The sequence below is a fragment of the Vibrio sp. 2130-1 genome (genome assembly GCF_033339515.1).
Map to the genome: position 1 here is coordinate 165804 of NZ_JAWOUT010000008.1, position 23075 is coordinate 188878.

Genomic DNA, 23075 nt, shown 5'->3' on the forward strand with positions numbered 1-23075 from the left:
TCCTATTTATCTTTGCGGAACATTTCAAGCATACGCTTGGTGACGGTGAAACCACCGAAGATATTGATACTCGCGATCAATACGGCAATAAAAGATAGGAATGAAACGACGCCATTACCTTGTCCAATTTGCAGTAATGCACCAACGACAATAATGCCAGAGATAGCATTCGTTACTGACATTAGTGGAGTATGAAGTGCATGGGTAACATTCCATACTACGTAGTATCCGACAACACACGCTAGAACAAATACAGTAAAGTGAGAAAGAAACGCTGCCGGAGCAACCGATGCAACCCATGCAAAGGCTCCAACAGCCGCTGCCACACCAATAATTTTCTTCGTTGGAGACGTAGGTTCTTCTACTTTAGGCTCTGGCTTCACAGGCTGTTCTTGTTTCACTTGCGGCTGAGCTGAAACCTGAATTGGTGGCGCTGGCCAAGTAACTTCACCTTCTTTCACCACGGTAACGCCTCGGATAACAACATCTTCAAAATCAATATTGATGTTGCCATCTTTCTCTTTACACAGCAGTTTTAGAAGGTTAACAAGGTTTGTCGCGTAAAGCTGAGAAGATTGTGTTGGCAAACGACCAACCATGTCAGTGTAACCAACAATTTTTACGCCGTTATCCGTCATGATAACTTGGTCTTTCACTGTATATTCACAGTTACCGCCATTAGCAGCTGCCAAGTCGACAATTACACTGCCCGCTTTCATGCTGTCGACCATTTCTTTGGTGATCAACTTCGGCGCAGGTTTACCAGGGATGAGCGCGGTCGTAATAATGATATCAACATCTTTAGCTTGCTCTGCGTATAACTCTGCCGCTTTTTTGTTGAAGTCATCAGACATTTCTTTTGCGTAGCCATCCCCAGAGCCTGACTCTTCTTGAAAGTCAACGGTCAGGAACTCAGCGCCCATCGATTCAACTTGCTCTTTTACTTCTGGGCGGACGTCAAACGCACGGACAATGGCACCTAAGCTACCTGCAGCACCGATAGCCGCCAAGCCAGCGACGCCAGCACCCGCAACCAATACTTTCGCTGGAGGTACTTTACCGGCAGCCGTAATTTGACCTGTAAAGAAACGACCAAACTCATGAGCTGCCTCAACCACTGCACGATAACCAGCGATATTAGCCATCGAAGATAGCGCGTCTAAGGCTTGTGCACGTGAGATACGAGGAACGGAATCCATGGCAAGAACGTTAATGTTCTTACTTGAAAGTTGTTCCATCAACTCAGCATTTTGAGCCGGCCAAATAAAGCTAACCAGTGTTGCTCCATCTTGCAGTAACGCAATTTCGTCAATGCCTTGCTCATCATCCACAATTGGCGCATTAACTTTTAAAATAAGGCCAGATGCCCAAACTTCTTCACTAGAAACGATTTTCGCACCAGCTGCTTCATAAGCGGCATCATCGAAACTCGCTAGCACCCCCGCTTGGGATTCAATCGCGACATCGAATCCCAATTTTATTAACTGCTCAACCGACTTCGGCGATGCAGCCACTCGCGATTCACCTGCGAGTATCTCTTTAGGTACACCGATTTGCAAAACGCATACTCCTTGTATACATATCAATAAATTAGTCCCAAAACAGAGCGTCGCTCTACTCTAATTCTTTTTTATTTCTATCTGTTTACCACGCAAGACAATTGCAAACGAAAGATGATGTTTGGGGACACCCATTTGCACAAAACACCTTGACTAACAGCCCTGTTATTATTCTGTTTGTATCGAACGCGTCTCATTACTTCAAGTGTTTTGTAATTTAAATACTAAATTTCATTACATATAACGCTAAGTAATGAATGATTGTCGCTCTGTGCACGAAAAATAACAACGCAACACCGTACTAGACTGAGGTCTAACCAGGTAACGATTAAATACTGACTTAACAGAGATTTAAGCGTTAAAAAGAAAGAGCCACTAGCATATACACTAATGGCTCTTTTTAAGATGACTGGAATCAAATTGCAGTAAATTGCTAGTCGAAGATTTTATCGCCCATTTGATCAATAAACATTTGAGATTTCTTCAACATAAGGTCATTGGCATCTTGCTCTGAGCCAAGCAAATCGGAGCGAATAAACCGATGTGTTTTCACTTCATCATCGTCATGCTTTTCTATTCGACCAGCGATGCGATATTGTCCGCCCTCTGAAAGGCTCTCTGGGTAAATAAGGAAACCTTTATATTCAACTGGTTCGATATTTTTGGCTTCAACCGTTTTCTCACTACCACCAAACAAACGCGAAAAAAATCCCACGATTCCTCCTTGGGTCAGCTCACTAGTCAACTGAGCGACTCTTACTTAATATTAACGTTAAGGATCGGTTTTTCATACCAATCCAACTCTTTGTCATCATCATAACTAGTATGGGAAAAAATTACAGGCACATCATACTCTCGGTTCTTACGCCTGTCTTCTTTCACCATTTCTGCGGCGTTTTTCACCGCTATATCCGCGCTTTGCTTAAACTGGCTTAATTTTTGTTCAGGAAGTGAAGACAAAAAATCAATATCATGACGGATATAGACAGGCTTGAGCTGGATAAGCGCAAGGCAAGCAATATCGGCTAACTGTTCGTTGTCATACTGTTCTAAAAATTCGGGCAAACTGAGAACCTGGCCTACTAATGTTTCCATGTAGTTGTGCACATCTGAGCTTATCTGCATCTGTAAATCTCCTTTTTCCTATGAAATGAGTATAGCAACGACTTGTTTATAACAACTTATTGATTGCTCTTAATTTAATCAATCTCTCTCTTTTTGCGGTAATGTCTTCCAAAATACTTGGGAAAAGGAACAAATAGACGTATTCTTGCTAGTTCTCAAAGTTCGAAATTCAATAACGGATAAATATCCATATTGATAAAACGATTTACCTAACCAATTATATAGTCAACTATTTTCAGGCAGTTTGTAATAGATGTCCTCATCGTCAATGACTTCATCAGGCTTCAGATTCTCATTCCCTTTTTTGCTACTGGGCATAGTGAGTTCGGGCATGGACAGCATTATTCAGATGACTCAGGCAAACTGGGGCATTGCCGCAAACTTGCCGTACATACTATTAGGTTGTGCGCTACTCCTTTGTTATTCATTTAAGCAAGGCAGAGAGTCCATGGTGTGCTTGGCAATGTTGCTAGCCTACTTCGTGATACAGCACCGCCTACAAGTCCCGCTTCAAAGTGGTACCGCTTTACTTGAGCTAACCATTTTAGCCACGTTACTTCCTGTCTCGTTTCTTACGGTATTTTTGTTTAGTAAAGAAGGTTTTGACTCTAGAGCCATGTTGACTTACATCTTGATGTTAGCAATGTTCGTTCTTTGGTCTTATCTAACGCTAGCATATTACGTTGAAGGAGGGTTTGAACAATGGACAAGCGGTATTTTATTTATTGTACCTACGGTCTCTAAACTGCCTTTAATTCTTGTTTTATATTGCGTGGGTATTGTCTGTTTTCTTGGAATCCTTGTTTTAAAGAAGAATGAAATTATCCATGCGATGACCTACTCTGCCATGGTATTGGCGTCTGCGACGTTCATTTTCTTTGATGTGCAGTACATATCAAGCACCATGTTTACGCTAACAGGGCTGCTTATCATTATTTATGCCGCTTCCGCTAGCCATCAACTGGCTTTCACCGATAGCCTAACGCTGATTCCGAGCAGACGTGCACTTGATCTCGATCTAAAACACATGGGTAAGAAGTTCACGATCGCAATGCTTGATGTTGACCATTTTAAAAAGTTTAACGACACCTACGGTCACGATACTGGTGATGACGTTCTAAAAATGGTCGCTTCGCGCCTCACTAAAACCCCAGGCGGCGCAAAAGTTTATCGATTTGGCGGAGAAGAATTTACCATCGTTTTTAAAGGCAAATACGCTGACGAATGTAAGAACTTTTTGGAAGAAGCTCGCAAATCGATTGCAGAATACGAGATGATATTACGCGATGAAGAATCTCGCCCTGAGAACCATAAACAAGGACAAAAACGTCGTGGTAGCAACAGTTCGAAAAGAAAGTCGGTTTTTGTTACCGCAAGTTTCGGAGTTGCTGATAGCCGGAATGGGCAAGCTCCTCTGGACGTTATTAAATCAGCGGACGAAGCACTTTACAAAGCGAAAAAGGCCGGACGTAACTGTATAAAGCTTCGTTAGACCCTCACCAATCGTGAAAGTTAACAAGCTTGTCTGGGTTTACAACAAAACCGAACTTCCCCATCAGCATAATAACTGCAATCATCGTTGCCACTATCCCGATGTTATCTATCTAATCAAAGGTATAAGGTATACGCCCGATTGCGACATTCCGTTCGAACTGTGTTGCCTATCTTACTTTGAGTTAGCTTTAAAACAACCACCAAAAAGTGACAACGCAACAAAAAGAGTGACATTCATAAGATTTTGTTTTTAAAAAGAATTGACCACAGTATGTGTGTTTCTTCCCAAAGACTTCGAGGTATATAGTGCTTTATCAACGGTTGCATACAAGTCTGATTGCACTTCTTTCCCTGTCGGTTGAAAAACAAAAACACCCTGTGACACTGTCACTCTATTTGACACACTAGAATACTCATGTGGGTAATCGAGAAAATACATAGCCTCTTGTATACGCTCGGCTTCTCTTTCTGCTGTTTGAGTGTCGGTACACCCTAGCAACACGACAAACTCTTCTCCACCATATCGACCTACATATTCCCCAGAGCGACAAAAAGTAGCCTTGAGTTGATTCGCAATCGCTTGCAAGCAACGGTCGCCCTCAATATGGCCGTAATTATCATTAAACGGTTTAAAAAAATCGACGTCCAATAGAATCAAAGCCATTGGCATATTGTGACGACCATGCCATGCAACCATCGATTCCAACTTATGGTCGATATAACGGCGGTTATAGAGTTTGGTTAGGCCATCTTCATTCGCTTGCTGAGTCAAAAGTTGATTAACCTGCTCCAATTGAGCTGTCGCTTGCTTAAGCTCTCGTCTCATATGAGCAATACGCTGCATTGCGATAAGTTTAGAGTTCAGTACCAGTTTATCTACCGGCTTAATTAAATAGTCATCACCGCCCGCATCTATGGCTTTAGCAATCATTTCTGGCTCTTCGTGACTACTCAAGAAAATAATTGGGATCCAATCCGGAAACGTTTCTCTTATATGAAGAGAGACTTCAAAACCGTTCATATCTGGCATTGATATATCGAGTAACACCAGTTCCGGATCAAAACTCTCATAGGTATTTAACGCCTCTAGTCCACTACCTACGGCTTTTACAATATGTCCAAGTTGCTTTAGACGAATAGCCAACTGCATCCTGTCTAGCTGAACATCGTCAACCAGAAGGATTCGCATCGATGTCCCTGTCGGTTGCATAACGCGTTCCATTTTTAATTATGTCTTTATTAAACATATACCATACTCATAGAGTTGTTGCATTCGACTCATAATTAAGTGCTATATTTTTGTTTGAATATCACGGAATCCATTGCATAAAGCAGTTAGACTGGACGTTACCCTATCTAATCATGGCCTGTGAGCAGAAGTTCAACAAACTCATTCACTTTGGTCATCTTGTGGATTAATGGGTATAGCTATTTGATGCATTTGGTATTAATATTCCCGCCTTTTTGTAATGAGAGACACACCATGTCAGAAGCAACTAACAGCGAAAGCAAAAAAATCGATCTAGCCAGCATTTCTCCAGAGCTACGTAAAGTTATCGAATTTGACGAAGTTCCAGAGCAAATGTTCGAAATGGTTACCTCTATCCATGAAGTGTCTGAAGAAGCGGTACGTGAATCATGGGACGAAATGCCAGCAAGCGCACAGAACATTCTAGACAACTTTGAACAGTTTCATGCTCTAGTTTCTGTAGGCCAAGCATTCGCTGGTATTAATGTGATGGAAGAGTTTCCTACTCTTAATCTGCCAGAAAACATGACAGATGAAGATAAAGAAGAATACCGTGCTCAACTACTTGATAATGTGCTTCACAACTGTGTGAAAGACATGGTTAAGCAACTTAAGAAAGCACGTCGTGACCCACTTCTTAAGCGTGAATTCAAAGAAGTATTCGCGAAGTAATTCCGACATTCTTCTAGTAACAAAGGCCGCACTTTGCGGCCTTTTTTGATCATGAAGCGTAAATCAGTCTAAACGGTTAATGAGGCGCTAGTGCCATATCTTTTTGTGTCACACTGACACCTTTAATTTGTGCAAAAACACGGCTACCAACTTTTAGGTTGAGATCATCAAGGGCCCACGGTGTGATCGTTGCCCACAAATAACATTTCTCGTCTAGCTTGAGTGATACATTAATACTCTGCTTGTCATCGGCTGCGTTAAACGCCTCGATGGAATCGACAATAGCAGGCAAAATATTTCGAATCGACGTCGCCTTGGGTTGCTCGAGCGTGATAGAAACGTCGTTGGCACGCACTTGCAAGCGTATTGGCGTGTCTGGTGTTCCGTCGATCTTTTGCACCCACAGGAATACATTAGGTGCAAGGCTGATACAAGTCAGTGCATAACGTTCATGATGTTCAGCAATCCGGCCTTCAAATAAGCTGCTTTGATCTGAGAAAGATTGCCATGGACGCATAACATGAGAAGCCCACACTTCCTCAAGCTTACCTGAACTCGAAATTTTACCTTGGTCAATAATTGCAAGGTGCTGAGCAAGCCTTAAAATTTCCTGGAGACTGTGTGTGACATAGATAATAGGGATATTTACCTTCTCCGACAACTCCTCAAGAAAAGGCATTACCTCACGCTTTCTTGGCATATCGAGTGAGGCAAGTGGCTCATCCATCAAAAGCAAATTGGGTTTAGATAGCAATGCGCGCGCAATCGCAACACGTTGCTTTTCACCACCAGAAAGTGATACCGGAAAGCGCTTTAGTAACGGTTTGATAGACAAGAGTTCGGTGACTGCATCAAAATACTCGTCATCTTTTTCTTTAACGCCATATAACAAATTGCCTTGAACCGAATAGTGAGGAAACAAACGTGAATCCTGAAACACATAACCAATACCACGCTTGTGCGTTGGTAGGTTGATTCCCTGTTCACTGTCAAACAAAACATGCTCACCAACCGCAACATACCCTTGCCTTGGAGTGACCAATCCGCTGATGATGTTAATCAACGTCGTTTTACCTGCACCAGATCGTCCAAACAAGGCACTAATTCCATTACAGGGTAACTTAAGTTTGATGTCGAAGTCAGTCTCACCAAGCATTTGTTTAAATTGGACTTTAATCGTCATTGCTTCGCACCCAATCTGCTTGCCGCCTTACGATTTAGCCATTCAGAGATCATTAATGTAGACAAGGCTAACGCGATAGAAATGATACACAGACGAGCCGCCTGCATTTCTGCACCTGGCGTTTCAATAAAGTTGTACATTGCCAGCGGAATCGTTTGGGTCTCACCCGGAATGTTAGAGACGAAACTGATCGTCGCCCCGAATTCGCCAAGACTACGAGCAAATGACAGCATCGTGCCCGTAATAATTCCGGGAATGGTCAGTGGTAACGTGATGGTGAGAAACACTTTTAAAGGAGAAGCGCCTAACGTAGAGGCTGCGTGCTCCAATTTAGGGTCGACGCTATCTAAGCTTAAGCGTACTGAACGAACCATCAAAGGCAAAGCCACGACAATACAAGCGACTACTGCCCCTTTCCAATTAAAGCTAAATACTACCCCTAAATTTTCATAGAGCCACTTTCCAAGGAACCCTTGTCGTCCTAAAGAAATCAACAATAAATAGCCGATTACCACTGGCGGCAATACCAGTGGTAAATGAATTAAGCTATCGAGAATCGATTTACCAAAGAACGTTTTTCGAGAAAGTAGCCAAGCAAGAAAAACGCCGAGAGGAATCAGCCAAAGTACTGCGTACGCGCCTACTTTGAGGCTTAACATTAAGGCTTGGTATTCCAGTTCTGTCACGCTTCGTTCCTATAATTGAAGGCCGGTTTATTGCTGAAAGCCATATTGAGCAAAAACGCGTGCGGCTTCGTCCGATTTTAGGTACTGGAAGAACTGCTCCGACTCAGTAGAATCATTCACAATTGCAGCCGGGTAAACAATAGCCGCATGCGTATCACTCGCAAATTCGCCGAGAATTTTGACTTTATCAGTTAACTGAGCATCGGTTTTGTAGACCACACCTAAAGGCGCTTCTCCACGTTCAACCAACGCCAAAGCTAAGCGCACATTCTTTGCTGGTGCGACGTGAGTTTGAACCGCTTTCCATACACCCAGTGTAGTCAATGACTCTTTCGCGTACATACCAGCAGGTACTGACGTCGGATTGCCTAACGCAAGACGATTTCCATGCAATGCCTTCTCCCATGCCTTTGCATCAGAAAAGTTAAATGAGGTTAATTCTGAAGACTGAGGAGCAATCAACACTAAGCTATTGCGCACTAAATTTGTGACATTGTCACGATAAATGACATTTTTATCGACCAAATAATCCATCCATTTCGTGTTCGCAGAAATGAATACATCCGCTGGTGCGCCATTGATAATTTGTCGAGCGATAGAAGAAGAACCACCATAAACGGGAGTGATAGAAACGTCATACTTTTCTTCAAAGTTTTGCGCGATCTCGTTAATCGCATTCGTCATAGAAGAGGCTGCATACACTTTTAGGTTCGTTGCTGCGTTTGCTGAAAATGAAATGCTTAATACTGCCGCAAGGCAAGCATGCTGTTTCCATGCTTTCATAGAGATACTCCAATACAAGGCAAGCGAAAGAACAGGTTATTTGAATATAAAGTTCAATCAGTTAATGTGCTATTTAAACAAAAAATCAAGGCGCATATGTTGTTCTATCGCATCTGCGATGCGATTAATGCCTTGCTCCTTTAACTCTTCAAAGTCTTGTTGTTTGATTTGGGTGCCGTTTACCCATTCTGATACCAGGCTTAAGACATCTGCCTCGTCAAAGAACCCGTGAAGGTAGGTTCCCATGATTTGGCCACACTCGCTGATCGCCCCCTCCGCTTCACCGGAACTGAATGTAAGAGGTTGCAGGCCCCGTACTTCACTTCGCCCTACGTGGATTTCATAACCCTTTACATTGGCTGTTTTGCCGTTAAGAGAAAGCTGTGCTTGTGTGTTTGTAAGCTGTTTGCTGTTAGTTAGCGTCGTAGTGATATCAAGCAAGCCAAGTCCTTCGCTTTGACCTGGTTGGCCTTCGACGCCGTTTGGATCATCAATCAAGTTTCCAAGCATCTGGTAGCCGCCACAGATACCAATCACTTTTCCACCAAGACGAATATGACGCAAGATATCTTTATCCCACTCTTGGCTTCTTAGATACTCTAAATCGTCTCTCACTGATTTGGTCCCAGGCAAAATAACAAGGTCGGCTTTATCTATTTTTTCGCCTTTACCTACATAACGTAGATTGATATCTGGATTCAATCGCAGCACATCAAAATCAGTATGATTACTAATCCGGGTTAAAACAGGCACAACAACATTCAGTTTTACCTCAGAGTGCAACTCTTGATGCGCAGTGATCGCGTCTTCTGCTTCTAAATTCAAACCATGGAGAAAAGGAAGTACACCAAGTACAGGTTTACCTGTTTTTTCTTCTAGCCAATCGAGGCCCGATTGCAATAAACGAATATCACCTCGAAAACGGTTGATAACAAATCCTTTTACTCGCGCTTGTTCAGATTCAGAAAGTAACGCAAGTGTTCCGTACAAATGTGCAAACACTCCACCACGATCAATATCAGCAACAATGATCACTGGTACATCAGCGGCCTCAGCAAAACCCATGTTTGCAATATCGCCTTCTCGTAAATTGATTTCAGCAGGACTCCCCGCGCCCTCGATAATGATCGAATCAAATTCTTGAGTCAGACGAGAGAAGGAATCTAACACCGTGTCCATCGCCACTTTCTTGTAATCATGAAAGCCAGCCGCATCCATATTGGAAATCGCCTTACCCTGCAAAATGATCTGAGCACCTGTATCACTGTTAGGTTTAATCAAAACCGGATTCATATGTACGGTTGGCTCAACATTACACGCCTGTGCCTGAACGGCCTGTGCTCGACCTATTTCACCGCCATCTTTGGTTACCGCACTATTTAGTGCCATGTTTTGTGGCTTAAATGGGGCAACATTTATCCCTTTTCTTACTAATACACGGCATAAACCTGCCACAAGGACACTTTTTCCGGCATCCGAAGTGGTGCCTTGAACCATTAAAGATGGGATCGCTGATTTCATGAACATTTGTAAGGAATAGAGGAAGATGAACAATCATAACGTCATCGTCCCCACTTACTCAAGCAAATGAATAGAATATGAATGTTGAAATCATCATTGGTTCAAACAAGCCCTGTTTTAATGAACCCATCAAAACAAACCGATGAGGATGTAACATGAAAAAGAATACAATTATCGCAACAATCGCCGCCTTAGCTATTGCTCCTTCTATCGCGTTCACGAAAGATAACGCTCAAAACCAATCAAACTTGCAGTTTAACGGTCCTGTCACTGTGGAAAAATTGGATGCCTTGCTAAACGACTCCAATATGTTTACTGAAAAAGATGTGGTCGTTGAAGGTAACTTATTGCGTCAAGTTCGCGCGGATAAGTTTGTCTTTAGCGATGGTTCCGGTGAAGTGATGGTCGAACTCGATGACGATATTCAGCTAAACACTCCGATTGATCACACGACTAAAGTCCGTCTGTTTGGCGAATTTGAAGGCGGGAACAAACCAGAGATTGAAGTCGAACAACTCGTGGTCATGTAAAACAAACCCCGATTGCTGTGCATATCAACATGATGTAGTGACGATTACAGCTAAATAGTGACGGCAAGCACTTAAAATGATAGCTTTATCAATCTTGGTCTGCTTTTTGCAGACCATTTTTTTGTTCATTTTATTCATCTTGCCCGGAGACACCATGCTAGGTAAAGCTCTAAAGGTTGCAGCCTTTGGTTTGTGTGCTATTTTGCCACTTTCCGCACATGCAAATAATTTCAACTACAACACGATGGAATTTCGCATGGGCACTAGCCCTGGTACATTTGGTGGCGAGTTCAATACCTACTTTACAGAGAATACCCATTTCATTGCTCGCGCAGACAGTGAATTCAGCGGAGACTGGGACATTGCTGGTGGTATAGGCTTTAATGGGCCAGCAGGCCAATTTGCAGATATTTATGGCCAAATGTTGGTACACAACATTAAAGAGAACGGCAGTGATAAAGTGGGCGACGAGTGGCGCACGGAAGTGAATATTGGCACTCGTATTTGGTTTATGCAAAATGTTGAGCTACATGGCCGTATCGGCCAAATCATAGATAATGACGATTCGAATACCATTTACAATCTAGGCGCACGATTCCACTCAACTCAGCAACTATCGCTTGGTGCAGATTTTAAAAATAATGGTGTCTATGGCCAGCAAATTGTAATGTCTGCTCGTTTTGCATTTTAGTGGATATGACTATGACTATGACTACCAGGGCATCACAAGCAAGCATATGATTCAATAAAAATAGCCTCCGATTTTGGAGGCCATTTTTTGTTAATCACGAATTATTAGCTTGTAGCAGAAACTAGCTGTAATACATCAGTTTTTAGCGGTTTTTTTAGGTTTATCTTGCACATATTTTTTCGATACATCTACAACGGCGATATCTCTAAAAAAGCTTCGACCAAGCAAAATTGGAAACGTCATATGTCCGCGATCCGCTAACGTAAACTCTGTCTTTTCTTTGTGATCCCCAACGGTAATGTAGGCTTTTACCACCGCTCGTTTATCCACCTCTTCTGACGAAGACTGCTTAACTTTAGCCCAGCGCTCAACGGGTACTTTAAATTCTTTGGTGTCTTTGTCACCTAAATCTATCTTAAATTTAACCCAGTCTTTACCATCACGCTCAAACGGAACAATGTCAGTCGCACTAATTGATGATGTTGTCGCACCTGTATCGACTCTAGCCTTGAAAGTCTGGTCAATTTCAGGAACATAAACCCATTCTTCAGAACCAAGAATTAACATGCCATCGGGTGTTTTTGTGACCTTGACTGGCTTCTTAGGCTTTGGTTCCGGCTTTTTCTCAGGTTTCGCTTCTGGTTTGGGCTCCACCTCTGGCTTTGGATCTACCTCAGGTTTCACTTCTGGCTCGACTTTAACGGGCTGTTCGACCTTTGGCGACTCTGGCTCAACAGGTTCCTGCGTCGTTTGAGTTGACGTACAAGCAATTAAACTGCCGCTCATCATAAGCGGCAGAATCAGTTTCCAGTTTTTCATCCACACTCCAATTAAGCTTGAGATACTTTCTTAATTGCGTCCGCTACGTATGGAATATGAGTTTCGGTAAGTCCGGCAATGTTAATTCGACCATCGCCAACACCATAAATGCCATAATCTTCACGCAGTTGCGCCATTTGGTTTCCACTAAAGCCTAGCACAGTAAACATGCCTTTGTGACCCTCAATGAAATCAAATTGATCTGTATTATGGTTGTTTCTCAACTCGTTACACAAACTTTGACGAAGGCTAACCAAACGATGTTGCATTTCACTCAATTCTTGCTTCCAAACGGAAGTGAGATTGTCATCTTGCAGAATGGTCTTAACTAAAGCTGCACCATGGTCGGGTGGCATCGTGTAAGTAGAGCGAGCTAGAGTGAGGAGTTTACCTTTTGCATTGGTGACATCATGCATGTTCTTACCAACCACAATCGCTGCACCAGTTCGTTCACGGTACAGGCCAAAGTTCTTCGAACATGAAGTAGTAATCAACATCTCTTCAACGTTATCTGCCATAAAACGAAGACCTTTTGCGTCTTCTTCTAGGCCATCACCGAAGCCTTGGTAAGCAATGTCCACAAATGGGATGAAACCGTTCTTCTGCGACAATTCTGTAATGGCTTGCCAAGCAGAGAAGTCAATATCCGCACCAGTTGGGTTGTGGCAACAACCATGAAGAAGTACCACATCTGAAGGCCCAGCTTTCGCAAGATCATCCATCATTTTTGCGGTGTCTACTTGTTTCGTTTCCGAAGAGAAATAGTGGTAGAACTTAACTTTAAGGCCTGCTGCTTCCATCACTGGCTTGTGGTTTACGTAGCTTGGGTTGGAAATCCAAACCGTCGTATCTGGCTGTGCGATCTTCATTAGATCACCGAGCATACGCAGCGCACCACTTGCACCTGGCGTTTGAATAGCTGCAACACGATCCATTGCAGACGTTCCCGTCAGCAGCAAATCGATCATGCTTTTATTAAATTCTTCGCAACCCGCAAGACCAACATAAGACTTGGTTTTTTGAGTTTCAACAACGACATCCTGCGCCATTTGAATAGCTTTCATAATCGGCGTTTCGCCTGCGCTGTTTTTGTATACGCCAATGCCAAGGTCAACCTTGTTTGGACGTTCATCGTTACGGTATGCAACGGATAGAGATAAAATAGGATCTAATACGGGAGTTGGGAGATTAGAAAACATGAAAGTCATAACCCTTTGAAATTCAAGTACCGAACCTCACGTTAACACCATCGCAAAAAATGACGAAATGATTTTTCACTTATTTCATCAATTAGAGAACAAAATTCTGGGTTGCGGTGAGTTTTGTGCGCTCTATCGTTCAGAAAAAGAACGATTCACTCCCCGTCGTACCAATCCACTTTACCGTTTTTTCTAAACTCTCTTGGTGTCATGGTCGACCACGCTTTAAAACGTGTACTAAAGTTAGGGCTTGTCGGATATCCGACTATTTCTCCAATATGCTGAATTGGCCATTCTGTTGAACGAAGTAACCTAGCAGCATATTCCATGCGCATACGCGTTAAATGTGCCATTGGGCTTCGACCAAACTGCTTTTGAGTCAGTCGATGCAAATGAGGCTCCGAACATGGATATAGAGCCGCCACCTGCTCAACGCTCCAATCCTTATGGAGCTGACGTTGGACAAGGTCAAATACACGCCGAAGCCTCAATTGGCTGCGTGATATCGACTCTGAGGGCGGCATGTTTAACATCAGCTCTAACTGAGCCACACTATGCTCACCTACCGCACCACCATAATCGATTGGAAGGTGAATGCTGCGTAGTAACGTTTGGATACATGCATACATCACTTCAGGTGTAGATGAAAGCTGGTAGCGAACATCGCATTCTAACATCGGCCACTCTCTATCAGGAGCAAGAAAAAGCCACGCGATCTGCCAAGGTTCCTCTTCTATACCAAAACCGTTTTCAACACCTGCGGGTACTGTAATCAACGAGCCCGGTTCCAAATCGTATCGACAAGCCCCACTCTCTAGCCACCCTTTACCACGCACCGTATAGAGCAGCATGTGTTTCTTTTGGTTTTTACGATAAACAGAGAAGAAGTCACGACAAGTGGCAATGCCGCACTGCACAATGCCTCTCTCCTCAAGTGCTAATACTCGACTGTGATCAATAAACTCTTGATAAGTTTTTTCTGAAATCGCGTAGCGTTCTTGTTTATCTTCCATGATTTATTGGCTCACATGTGCGTTAGTAGAGAGTTTTACAAAGGTTTTGGATTCCTTTGAAAAATACACCGCCAAATCATGAGGATAAACTACTCGCATTAATCTTTAAGGAGAAATGCGATGCTCTTAACACGCGAATACATCGATAAAGCATTTTGGCAAAAGCTGATTACGATTGGCCTACCTGTTTCACTTCAGTCCATGCTTTTTGCTTTGCTCGGCGTCGTGGATATTTTCATGGTAAGCCTACTCGGTGAATCTGCAACGGCAGCAGTTGGTGTTGGAAATCGTATCTTTTTCTTCAACCTAGCGGTTGTCTTTGGCCTGTGCGGTGCAGTTACCGTACTTGCTTCTCAATACTACGGCTCAGGAAACCTAGCCGGAATTCGCAGAACGTTGGCGCAATCTTGGTTTATTTCCATTTTGGTGACGCTGCCGTTTATCGTTCTTTATGCGATTTTTGATGAAGAGATCGTCTCTTTTATGTCAGACGATCCTGAATACGTCACTTATGCACGTGATTATCTTGTGGTTACGGGCTTTAGCCTCATTGCTACGGCGATAGTAGTACCGATTGAAGCGGTATTGCGCTCCGTGGGCCAAACCAAACTGGCAACCAACGTTAGTATCTCCGCCATTGTCGTTAACGTCGCGCTTAATTATGTTTTGATTTTTGGTTTATTTGGTTTCCCTCAATGGGGCGTATTTGGTGCAGCCGTAGGTAGTTTTGTTTCTCGATTTTTCCAAACCGCCGTCTTGATTTATTTTTTCTACAAACGATATGCTTATCTAATTCCGACTAAGTTCGATTGGGTACAAGGCCGCTTAAAACAGTATCGAAAAAAGTACTTTAAGGTTTCTTTACCCATGTTGGTCCACGATGCGCTTTGGACTGGTGGATTGATCGTTTACAGCATCATCTATGGTCAATTGGGCGTTTCAGAACTGGCGATCATCTCATTCTTATCACCGATTGAAGGGGTACTGATTTCAACCTTTATGGGATTTGCGGTCGCTGCATCCGTTCTTCTTGGGAATGATATTGGTGCAAAACATTATGACCGAGTCGAGAAAACGGCGTGGTGGTATGTGTTAACCAGCGCAATCTTAGCCACCTTGCTGTTTTTCCTAGTGTGGTTGAGCTCGCCCATGATTCATCACCTATTGGTACTGAGCCCGTTAACCGATGCGGACATGGCACTTAACGTATGTTTAGTCATGGCGCTAGGTATGATTTTGAGGGTGTTTAACATGGTTGGGATTGGCGGCGTACTAAAGAGCGGCGCTGATATTCGCTACAGTATTTTTATTGATACGTTCGGTCAGTGGGCTATTGGCATCCCCCTTACTTATTACACAGGCATGGTGTTAGGGCTGCCTTTACATTTTGTCTTGATGTCTCTGCTCGCGGAAGAGTTAGTGAAAGGCGCACTGACGACTTACCGTATCCAATCTAAACGTTGGATAAATAACATGGTCGAAGATGATCAATCGGCGACAGCGTAACAAAAAAGACATTAACGAACTCACACCAAAAGGGCTCACCCGTTATGCACGCGTGAGCCCTTTTTATGTTTGGAGAATACTTGGTTAGATGTCTGTAAAGCGATGAATGATTTGGTTTGAACTGCCACGCCATTCGAGATTGAGGTCTTTCTTGTCTTGTTCAAACTTACCATCAATCAAAACATCGATGTATTGCACCACTTCTCTTTGCGCGTCATTCAGTTCCGTCAGCGTGTAGCCAGTCCAAACCCAAATGTCTTTACCTGGGCACTCCTCTCTCACCCTTTTCACTATCTTCAAAATATGAGGCACATTAGCAGGGTGAAGCGGATCTCCACCCGACAACGACAAGCCACGGCGTTTGATACGCGTGTCGTTTAAGTCAGCGATGATTTTGTCTTCCGCTTCTTGCGTGAAAAGTACACCAGAATCCAAACGTTGCGTCGACTGGTTATAACAGCCACGGCACTGATGCACACAACCCGACACAAACAGCGTGCAGCGCGTACCCGGTCCGTTAACAACGTCAATTGGATAGTATTGGTGGTAATTCATAATGCGTCTCTGTGTTATCGAGAAAGAGAAAATCAACCTGTCTAAAGTTGATTTTCAAAGTGTAAAACGAGTGGTAAGTTAACCTTACAGGTGTTTAACTCGGCGCTTCACTTCTTCTTGCTTACCGAAGTTAAACGGGCGTGCATCTGGGCTGCCTAGGTAGCCACAAACTCGACGTGTTACTGATACTTTAGTTGAGTCATGGTTACCACAGCTTGGGCAAGTGAAGCCTTTACTTGTACAGTCAAACTCGCCGTTGTAGCCACACTCGTAGCACTCATCAATTGGCGTGTTTGTACCGTAGTAAGGCACTCGGGTGTAACTGTAGTCCCATACGTTTTCTAGTGCTTCAACGTTGCGTTGCATGTTCGGGAACTCGCCGTAACAGATAAAGCCGCCACTTGAGATTTCTGGGTAAGGCATCTCAAAGTCGATCTTGTCGTACGGGTTCACCTTCTTCTCTACATCCAAGTGGAAGCTGTTGGTGTAGTAACCTTTGTCTGTTACGCCTTCAATTACACCGAACTCTTTCGCATCGATTCGGCAGAAACGGCTACATAGGTTTTCACTTGGCGTTGCATATAAGCTGAAGCCATAACCTGTTTCGTCAGCCCATTGATTCACAGCATCTTTTAGATGCTTGATGATCGCGACCGCTTTTTCACGCAAAACAGCGTCATCATAAACGTGCACTTCTGTACCGAATAGCGCGTTAATTGTCTCGTGTACACCGATGTAACCAAGAGAAATAGACGCACGACCGTTCTTGAAGATATCTGCGATTGAGTCGTCAGCTTTCAGGCGAACACCACACGCACCTTCCATGTATAGGATTGGGGCCACTCGTGCTTTCACGTTTTCAAGGCGAGAGATACGTGTCTCTAGTGCTTTACGAGCAAGACGTAGGCGGTCATTTAGAAGCTCGTAGAATTTCTCTTCGCTTCCGTTTGCACGGATAGCGATACGAGGAAGGTTCAAGCTCACGACGCCAAGGTTGTTACGACCTTCGTGAATCAGCTCACCGTTTTCTTCGTAAGTACCAAGGAAGCTACGGCAACCCATTGGCGTTTTGAATGAACCGGTTACTTCCACTACTTTGTCGTAGTTAAGAATGTCTGGGTACATACGCTTAGACGCACACTCAAGCGCAAGTTGCTTGATGTCGTAGTTGGGATCTTCTGATTTGTGGTTCAAACCATCTTTGATGCCGAATACAAGTTTAGGGAATACCGCTGTTTTACGGTTCTTGCCTAGACCTGCAATACGATTCTTCAGAATCGATTTCTGGATAAGGCAGGATGCCCAGCTTGTACCAAGACCAAAACCGAACGTAACGAATGGGGTTTGACCGTTCGCTGTGTGCAGCGTGTTTACTTCGTATTCTAGAGATTGGAATGCGTCGTAACACTCTTTCTCAGTGCGCGCTTTTGCGAACTCTTCTGGCTCAGCAATGTTCCACTCTTTTGCGATCTTTAGGTGTTTCTCGTAGCTTGTGATTACGTACGGTTCTAGAACCTCATCAATACGGTTGATGGTTGTACCGCCGTAAATGTGGCTCGCGACTTGAGCAATGATTTGCGCTGTTACCGCTGTTGCAGTCGAAATTGATTTTGGCGTATCAATCTCAGCGTTACCCATTTTAAAACCATGCGTCAGCATGCCTTTAAGATCGATAAGCATACAGTTAAACATGGGGAAGAACGGTGCGTAGTCTAAATCGTGGTAGTGAATGTCACCCACTTCATGCGCTTGAACCACATCGCGAGGAAGAATGTGCGTCTTCGCGTAGTGTTTCGCTACGATACCAGCCAACAAGTCACGTTGAGTCGGAATTACTTTGCCGTCTTTGTTTGCGTTCTCGTTGATTAGATCCAGATTACTTTCTTCAATCAAACCTTCGATTTCGCGAGTTAGTGCACTTTGCTTCTCACGAGCGATGTCGCGATCGTGGCGATATTCAATGTAAGAACGCGCTAGGGCTTTGTAAGGACCTTGCATGAGTTCATTTTCGACTAAGTCTTGAATCTCATGGATGTGAACTTCATCGTGTTCTCTTAACTGTAACTCGACAGCAAGAGCCACATTAAGAGCATAAATAGCGACATCTTTATCTTTGTTTTCCGCTGCTGCTTCAACTGCTGCTTGGATACGATCCCTGTTGAACGGAGCTCTTGATCCGTCGCGCTTGATTACGATTGGTTTCACTTTGTTCTCCTTACCCGAGCATACTCACAGAGTTATCCACAAACACACTATATGGGGTTATTTTTTATTCTAGCAACACAATATATTGTGGCGTATTTAACGAGAAGCACCACTCGAAAACATTGATTTTGATCAATAAAGATTGGCTAGCGAACAAGAAGAAATCGATCTTATTGGCGTTGATCTCAGTTGCGAAGAAAACCATGAAAATTGCAAAATTGGTACTAAATCTACTTGCTATTTTTGGAGGTCTTGTAGGATAAAGGATGGAAAGGAATACGCTAAAAGATAGGAGTGCAACAGGCCAAAATGCGATCACTTTTTGTTACGTTAATATTACTTTTTAGTTCTCTTTCATTTGCTCAAAACTCCATCAATCTAACCAGTTGGAACATAGAATGGTTATCTATAGATGGTGGAAAAGTGTCGAGAACACCACAAGATTTTGAAAAGCTGACCCACTATGTGGATAAAACACAAGCCGACATTCTTGCTTTTCAAGAAGTCGAAAGTGCTGCTGCCATCCAAAAAGCTGTTGGCAATGACTTCACTATTTATCTTTCCGATCGTTCAAACCCCTCCAACCGACACCTTCAGTTTAACGACACCAACCAATACACAGGCTTTGCCGTGCGCAATGGCGTAAGCGTATTAGACAAGCCAGACTTCTCTATCACACGAGGCAACAGCAAGCTGCGCTTCGCGAGCTACCTTGTTTTAAATCCAAACCAAGAAAACGAGACTCACCTACTCTCTGTACATCTGAAAGCGGGTTGCAGTGGCGCGTATCGTAATAACCGCGATTGTAAGATAGTGAAACAACAAGGACAGGCACTAGCTAAGTGGATAAAGGCGCGCGAGGACAACAAACAGCATTATGTCGTGCTTGGCGACTTTAACCACAACTTGGGTTATCAAGGAGATTGGTTATGGGACGTGATATCGGACAATACTAGTGCAAAGCTAGTGACTAAAGACACTAAAGCGGAATGTAAAGTGCGTTCTAATCGTAATCCGAATAAAACCCACCAATTCCGCTCGGTGATAGACCACATTATTGTGAGTGGTGATTTAAAAGCGTCGTCTGGTGTTCAAACCGTTTTCAAAACACAAGATGTGCTCGACTACAAACTGAGTGACCATTGCCCGGTTTCTACGACACTCACTTTTTAGCGTTTAAGTACTATTTTTAACGTTGAAGTACTTTCTTTATTGACGAACCACTCTTTTAGCGGTGAATGACCCAGCCAACATTGCCACTATAAAGAGCAGAACTTGTGTGTTGCCAGTGAAAAGGCTGGCAACCGCAGGACCAGGACACACACCCAGTAACCCCCAACCAATACCAAACAGTACAGCACCACCGACTAACTTTTTGTCTATCGCTTTAGAAGTTGGGCGTACAATCTCATCACCAAACACAGATTCGCTTCTTGGCTTTATTAATAAAAGATAAGCTGGAACGAACACCGCAAGTGCTCCGCCCATTACAAAGGCTAAGCTTGGATCCCATGCTCCAGTAATATCGAGAAAGCCAATCACTTTTGCCGGTTCAGCCATACCAGAGACCACCATACCAATACCAAAGAGCACACCAGAAAATGCAACAACGGACATTTGCTTAATACTTTTCATTACATGAGTTTTCATAACGGCACTATTCCTCACGATACTAGCAAGACGGTTAACATGGCTGTGGCCATAAAAGTACACGTCGCGACCACAGAACGGATTGAGAAACGCCCTATCCCACAAATGCCATGACCACTAGTACAACCATTGCCGATACGCGTACCGACACCGACTAACAAGCCAGCAACGATAACTAAAACAACAGAGCCGCTGTACTGTTCTGGTACATGCCCGCCAAGAACATAAACAGCAAACACGCCACCTAATACCATCGCAATTAAAAAAACAATGCGCCAAACGCGATCTGCGTTCTCAACGGCACCGTTTAAGATCCCACTGATCCCAGCAGTCTTGCCAGTAAATAGCATCAGTGTTATCGCTGATACGCCAACTATTATGCCGCCCAACAGCGACATCCAAGGAACTTCAAACATAGCAACCGCCAAACTAATTACTTACAGAAAACTTGCTTAAAGGCCTCAACCAGCGGACCAACTCTTTCATCAGAAATTGAATAAAATACCTGCTGAGAAACTTTTCTAGCTTTAATAATGTCGTGCTTTCTCAATACGGTGAGATGTTGTGAAAAAGCAGATTGGCTTAATGATGAACCTTCAAACAGTTCACCGACCCCTTTCTCGCCTTCAATCAGCTTACACATCACGATTAGGCGCTCTGGATGAGCCATAATTTTAAGCAGCTCACTCGCTTCGGTCGCACTTTGTAGCATACTGTCGCCCATTCTTATGCCTCTTCATTACTACATTACATTTTATTAGATATTACTAATTAATATTATTAAGTCAATGCTAATGTAGATTAAATAACATTAGACTTAGCTAATTTATTTAAGTAAGGTGTAGGCGTTTTCGATCATTCAGCAGGAGAAATCCATGAGCAAAATCGTGATTATTGGTGGGGTTGCTGGCGGTGCATCTGCAGCAGCTCGCGCTCGTCGTCTTAGTGAAGACGCAGAAATCATTATGTTTGAACGCGGTCCATTTGTGTCATTTGCAAACTGTGGCTTACCCTATCACATTGGTGGCGATATCCAAGAGCGCAGCAAACTGCTTCTTCAAACGCCTGAGAGCTTTCTAGCGCGTTTCAATGTTGATGTCCGTGTGATGAACGAAGTGGTTTCTATTAACCGTCAAGACAAAACGGTTACGGTTAACAATTTGCTTGATGGCTCGGAATACCAAGAGAGCTACGACTTTCTTCTACTTAGCCCTGGCGCAGGTCCAGTTGTGCCGCCTATTCCGGGTATTGATAACCCGTTAACACACTCGCTGCGCAATATTCCAGATATGGATCGCATCATTAAAACGATCGAAACCAACAAAGTTGAACACGCTACGGTCGTTGGTGGTGGTTTTATCGGTTTGGAAATGATGGAAGCCTTCCACCAGCTAGGCATAAAAACCACATTAGTTGAAATGGCGGATCAAGTGATGACACCCGTTGACCGTGAAATGGCTGGCTTCGCACATGCTGAAATTCGTGAGAAAGGCATCGACCTTAAACTTGGCGTCGCACTTGAGTCGGTGAAATTCGTACCTAACGAGCACGTGGCAAGTTTCGACTCTGGTGAGAGCGAAAAACACCAACATCTAGAAGGTGAATTGGAATTAACACTAAACAACGGTGAAAGACTCACCACCGATATTTTGATTATGGCAATTGGTGTTCGCCCCGAGACCAAATTAGCAAAAGAAGCTGGCTTAGAAATCGGCGCTCTTGGTGGTATTTATATCAATGAATACATGCAAACCAGCGATCCTTCGATCTACGCTGTCGGCGACGCGGTAGAAGAGAAAGACTTTGTGACTGGCGAGCAAACTCTAGTGCCACTTGCGGGCCCGGCAAACCGTCAAGGCCGAATGGCAGCAGACAACATGCTTGGCCGCCAAGAAACTTACCAAGGTACGCAAGGCACGGCGATCTGTAAGATTTTTGATTTAGCCGTCGCTTCTACTGGTAAAAACGAGAAACAGCTGAAACGTGAAAACATCGCTTATGAAAAAGTGTATGTGCATACAGCAAGTCACGCGAGTTACTACCCAGGTGCAGAAACCGTGTCATTCAAAATGCTGTTTGATCCAGTAACAGGTAAAATATTAGGTGCGCAAGCAGTAGGTAAAGACGGTGTTGATAAACGTATCGACGTAATGGCAGTTGCTCAGCGTGCTGGTATGACGGTAGAGCAACTGCAACACCTCGAGCTAACTTACGCGCCACCTTATGGCTCTGCTAAAGATGTAATTAACCAAGCGGCGTTTGTGGCAAATAACATCATCAAAGGCGATGCGACCGCAATTCATTATGATGAAATGGATTCACTGACAGAAGACCAACTGTTACTTGATGTTCGTAATCCTGGTGAATTGGAGTCCGTTGGTTATCTTGAAGGTGCAATTAATATTCCTGTCGATCAACTACGTCGTCGCATGCACGAACTTCCTAAAGACAAAGAGATCGTGATTTACTGTCAAGTTGGGTTACGCGGTAACGTAGCATACCGTCAGCTGGTCAACAATGGTTACAAAGCCCGCAACTTGATTGGTGGATACAGAACTCTCAAATTTGCTCGCTTATAACTTGATAATAAAAAAGAGAAAACCACGTGCTTGGTTTTCTCTTTTTTTGCAGGAAA

23 protein-coding genes are annotated in these 23075 nt (G+C 43.6%); 7 read left to right on the forward strand and 16 right to left on the reverse strand.

Going from position 1 to position 23075, the window contains the following annotated elements; all coding sequences use genetic code 11:
* Positions 1 to 2: 2 nt before the first annotated feature.
* The 3 genes from R7Q09_RS14250 to R7Q09_RS14260 form a co-directional block, all read right to left on the reverse strand.
* On the reverse strand, positions 3 to 1559 hold the full coding sequence (locus R7Q09_RS14250) for a Re/Si-specific NAD(P)(+) transhydrogenase subunit alpha (RefSeq protein ID WP_054575447.1): 1557 nt from the start codon (positions 1557 to 1559) through the stop codon (positions 3 to 5).
* Positions 1560 to 1992: 433 nt separating this feature from the next.
* Positions 1993 to 2274, reverse strand: a complete 282-nt coding sequence (locus R7Q09_RS14255; protein ID WP_115386646.1) for an HlyU family transcriptional regulator — start codon at positions 2272 to 2274, stop codon at positions 1993 to 1995.
* Positions 2275 to 2315: 41 nt separating this feature from the next.
* Entirely contained in the window at positions 2316 to 2684 is a 369-nt protein-coding gene (locus R7Q09_RS14260; RefSeq protein WP_005376241.1) for a late competence development ComFB family protein, read from the reverse strand.
* Positions 2685 to 2937: 253 nt separating this feature from the next.
* Here R7Q09_RS14260 and R7Q09_RS14265 point away from each other — a divergent pair, with 253 nt between their 5' ends.
* Positions 2938 to 4176 (forward strand): sensor domain-containing diguanylate cyclase, encoded by a 1239-nt coding sequence (locus tag R7Q09_RS14265; protein WP_065275318.1) that lies wholly within the window; start codon positions 2938 to 2940, stop codon positions 4174 to 4176.
* Positions 4177 to 4428: 252 nt separating this feature from the next.
* Here R7Q09_RS14265 and R7Q09_RS14270 read toward each other — a convergent pair whose 3' ends face one another.
* Complete coding sequence (locus tag R7Q09_RS14270; RefSeq protein WP_017634619.1) at positions 4429 to 5388, reverse strand: diguanylate cyclase; 960 nt, start codon at positions 5386 to 5388, stop codon at positions 4429 to 4431.
* Positions 5389 to 5661: 273 nt separating this feature from the next.
* Here R7Q09_RS14270 and R7Q09_RS14275 point away from each other — a divergent pair, with 273 nt between their 5' ends.
* The gene (locus R7Q09_RS14275; RefSeq protein WP_005376232.1) at positions 5662 to 6099 is read left to right on the forward strand and encodes a DUF3069 domain-containing protein; all 438 of its coding nucleotides are present in this window, start codon (positions 5662 to 5664) and stop codon (positions 6097 to 6099) included.
* A 76-nt stretch (positions 6100 to 6175) separates the two neighbouring features.
* Here R7Q09_RS14275 and modC read toward each other — a convergent pair whose 3' ends face one another.
* The 4 genes from modC to R7Q09_RS14295 form a co-directional block, all read right to left on the reverse strand.
* Positions 6176 to 7282 (reverse strand): molybdenum ABC transporter ATP-binding protein ModC, encoded by a 1107-nt coding sequence (gene modC / locus R7Q09_RS14280; protein ID WP_065275319.1) that lies wholly within the window; start codon positions 7280 to 7282, stop codon positions 6176 to 6178.
* A complete protein-coding gene (gene modB, locus R7Q09_RS14285; protein WP_042520927.1) occupies positions 7279 to 7968 on the reverse strand; it encodes a molybdate ABC transporter permease subunit in 690 nt (229 codons plus the stop codon). The genes modC and modB overlap by 4 nt, the downstream gene beginning before the upstream one ends.
* A 27-nt stretch (positions 7969 to 7995) precedes the next feature.
* On the reverse strand, positions 7996 to 8751 hold the full coding sequence (gene modA / locus R7Q09_RS14290) for a molybdate ABC transporter substrate-binding protein (protein WP_042520932.1): 756 nt from the start codon (positions 8749 to 8751) through the stop codon (positions 7996 to 7998).
* A gap of 69 nt (positions 8752 to 8820) precedes the next feature.
* The gene (locus R7Q09_RS14295) at positions 8821 to 10272 is read right to left on the reverse strand and encodes a cobyric acid synthase (RefSeq protein ID WP_042521122.1); all 1452 of its coding nucleotides are present in this window, start codon (positions 10270 to 10272) and stop codon (positions 8821 to 8823) included.
* Between the two features lie 155 nt (positions 10273 to 10427).
* On the opposite strand from R7Q09_RS14295, the gene R7Q09_RS14300 reads away from it, so the two are divergent.
* Entirely contained in the window at positions 10428 to 10802 is a 375-nt protein-coding gene (locus R7Q09_RS14300) for a NirD/YgiW/YdeI family stress tolerance protein (protein WP_318070876.1), read from the forward strand.
* A gap of 154 nt (positions 10803 to 10956) precedes the next feature.
* Complete coding sequence (locus tag R7Q09_RS14305) at positions 10957 to 11493, forward strand: hypothetical protein (RefSeq protein WP_017634623.1); 537 nt, start codon at positions 10957 to 10959, stop codon at positions 11491 to 11493.
* Positions 11494 to 11628: 135 nt separating this feature from the next.
* Here R7Q09_RS14305 and R7Q09_RS14310 read toward each other — a convergent pair whose 3' ends face one another.
* The 3 genes from R7Q09_RS14310 to R7Q09_RS14320 all read right to left on the reverse strand — a co-directional run bounded on the left by R7Q09_RS14310 (position 11629) and on the right by R7Q09_RS14320 (position 14524).
* Complete coding sequence (locus R7Q09_RS14310) at positions 11629 to 12312, reverse strand: ATP-dependent zinc protease (protein WP_042520934.1); 684 nt, start codon at positions 12310 to 12312, stop codon at positions 11629 to 11631.
* 11 nt (positions 12313 to 12323) lie between these two features.
* Positions 12324 to 13511 carry an aromatic amino acid transaminase gene (locus tag R7Q09_RS14315; protein WP_017634625.1) on the reverse strand — a complete coding sequence of 396 codons (1188 nt, stop codon included), beginning with the start codon at positions 13509 to 13511 and terminating at the stop codon, positions 12324 to 12326.
* A gap of 155 nt (positions 13512 to 13666) precedes the next feature.
* The gene (locus R7Q09_RS14320; RefSeq protein WP_239945313.1) at positions 13667 to 14524 is read right to left on the reverse strand and encodes an AraC family transcriptional regulator; all 858 of its coding nucleotides are present in this window, start codon (positions 14522 to 14524) and stop codon (positions 13667 to 13669) included.
* Positions 14525 to 14644: 120 nt separating this feature from the next.
* On the opposite strand from R7Q09_RS14320, the gene R7Q09_RS14325 reads away from it, so the two are divergent.
* A complete protein-coding gene (locus R7Q09_RS14325) occupies positions 14645 to 16030 on the forward strand; it encodes an MATE family efflux transporter (protein WP_239932695.1) in 1386 nt (461 codons plus the stop codon).
* A gap of 84 nt (positions 16031 to 16114) precedes the next feature.
* On the opposite strand, the gene nrdG is transcribed toward R7Q09_RS14325, so the two are convergent.
* Both nrdG and nrdD read right to left on the reverse strand, forming a co-directional pair.
* Positions 16115 to 16585, reverse strand: a complete 471-nt coding sequence (gene nrdG / locus R7Q09_RS14330; RefSeq protein ID WP_005376213.1) for an anaerobic ribonucleoside-triphosphate reductase-activating protein — start codon at positions 16583 to 16585, stop codon at positions 16115 to 16117.
* Positions 16586 to 16669: 84 nt separating this feature from the next.
* Positions 16670 to 18790: an anaerobic ribonucleoside-triphosphate reductase gene (nrdD, locus tag R7Q09_RS14335; protein WP_239945314.1), complete on the reverse strand. Its 2121-nt coding sequence runs from the start codon at positions 18788 to 18790 to the stop codon at positions 16670 to 16672.
* 309 nt (positions 18791 to 19099) lie between these two features.
* On the opposite strand from nrdD, the gene R7Q09_RS14340 reads away from it, so the two are divergent.
* Positions 19100 to 19963 (forward strand): endonuclease/exonuclease/phosphatase family protein, encoded by an 864-nt coding sequence (locus R7Q09_RS14340; RefSeq protein ID WP_239932698.1) that lies wholly within the window; start codon positions 19100 to 19102, stop codon positions 19961 to 19963.
* Between the two features lie 36 nt (positions 19964 to 19999).
* Here the strand turns inward: R7Q09_RS14340 and R7Q09_RS14345 are convergent, their stop codons facing one another.
* From R7Q09_RS14345 to R7Q09_RS14355, 3 genes are read right to left on the reverse strand one after another with little or no spacing between them, the layout of a single operon-like run.
* A complete protein-coding gene (locus R7Q09_RS14345; RefSeq protein ID WP_239932700.1) occupies positions 20000 to 20440 on the reverse strand; it encodes a YeeE/YedE family protein in 441 nt (146 codons plus the stop codon).
* A 14-nt stretch (positions 20441 to 20454) separates the two neighbouring features.
* Positions 20455 to 20868: a YeeE/YedE family protein gene (locus tag R7Q09_RS14350; RefSeq protein ID WP_372058356.1), complete on the reverse strand. Its 414-nt coding sequence runs from the start codon at positions 20866 to 20868 to the stop codon at positions 20455 to 20457.
* Positions 20869 to 20873: 5 nt separating this feature from the next.
* A complete protein-coding gene (locus tag R7Q09_RS14355) occupies positions 20874 to 21164 on the reverse strand; it encodes an ArsR/SmtB family transcription factor (protein ID WP_005376206.1) in 291 nt (96 codons plus the stop codon).
* Between the two features lie 151 nt (positions 21165 to 21315).
* Here R7Q09_RS14355 and R7Q09_RS14360 point away from each other — a divergent pair, with 151 nt between their 5' ends.
* Positions 21316 to 23019, forward strand: coding sequence for an FAD-dependent oxidoreductase (locus tag R7Q09_RS14360; RefSeq protein ID WP_137282615.1), 1704 nt, complete (start codon positions 21316 to 21318; stop codon positions 23017 to 23019).
* Positions 23020 to 23075: the final 56 nt, after the last annotated feature.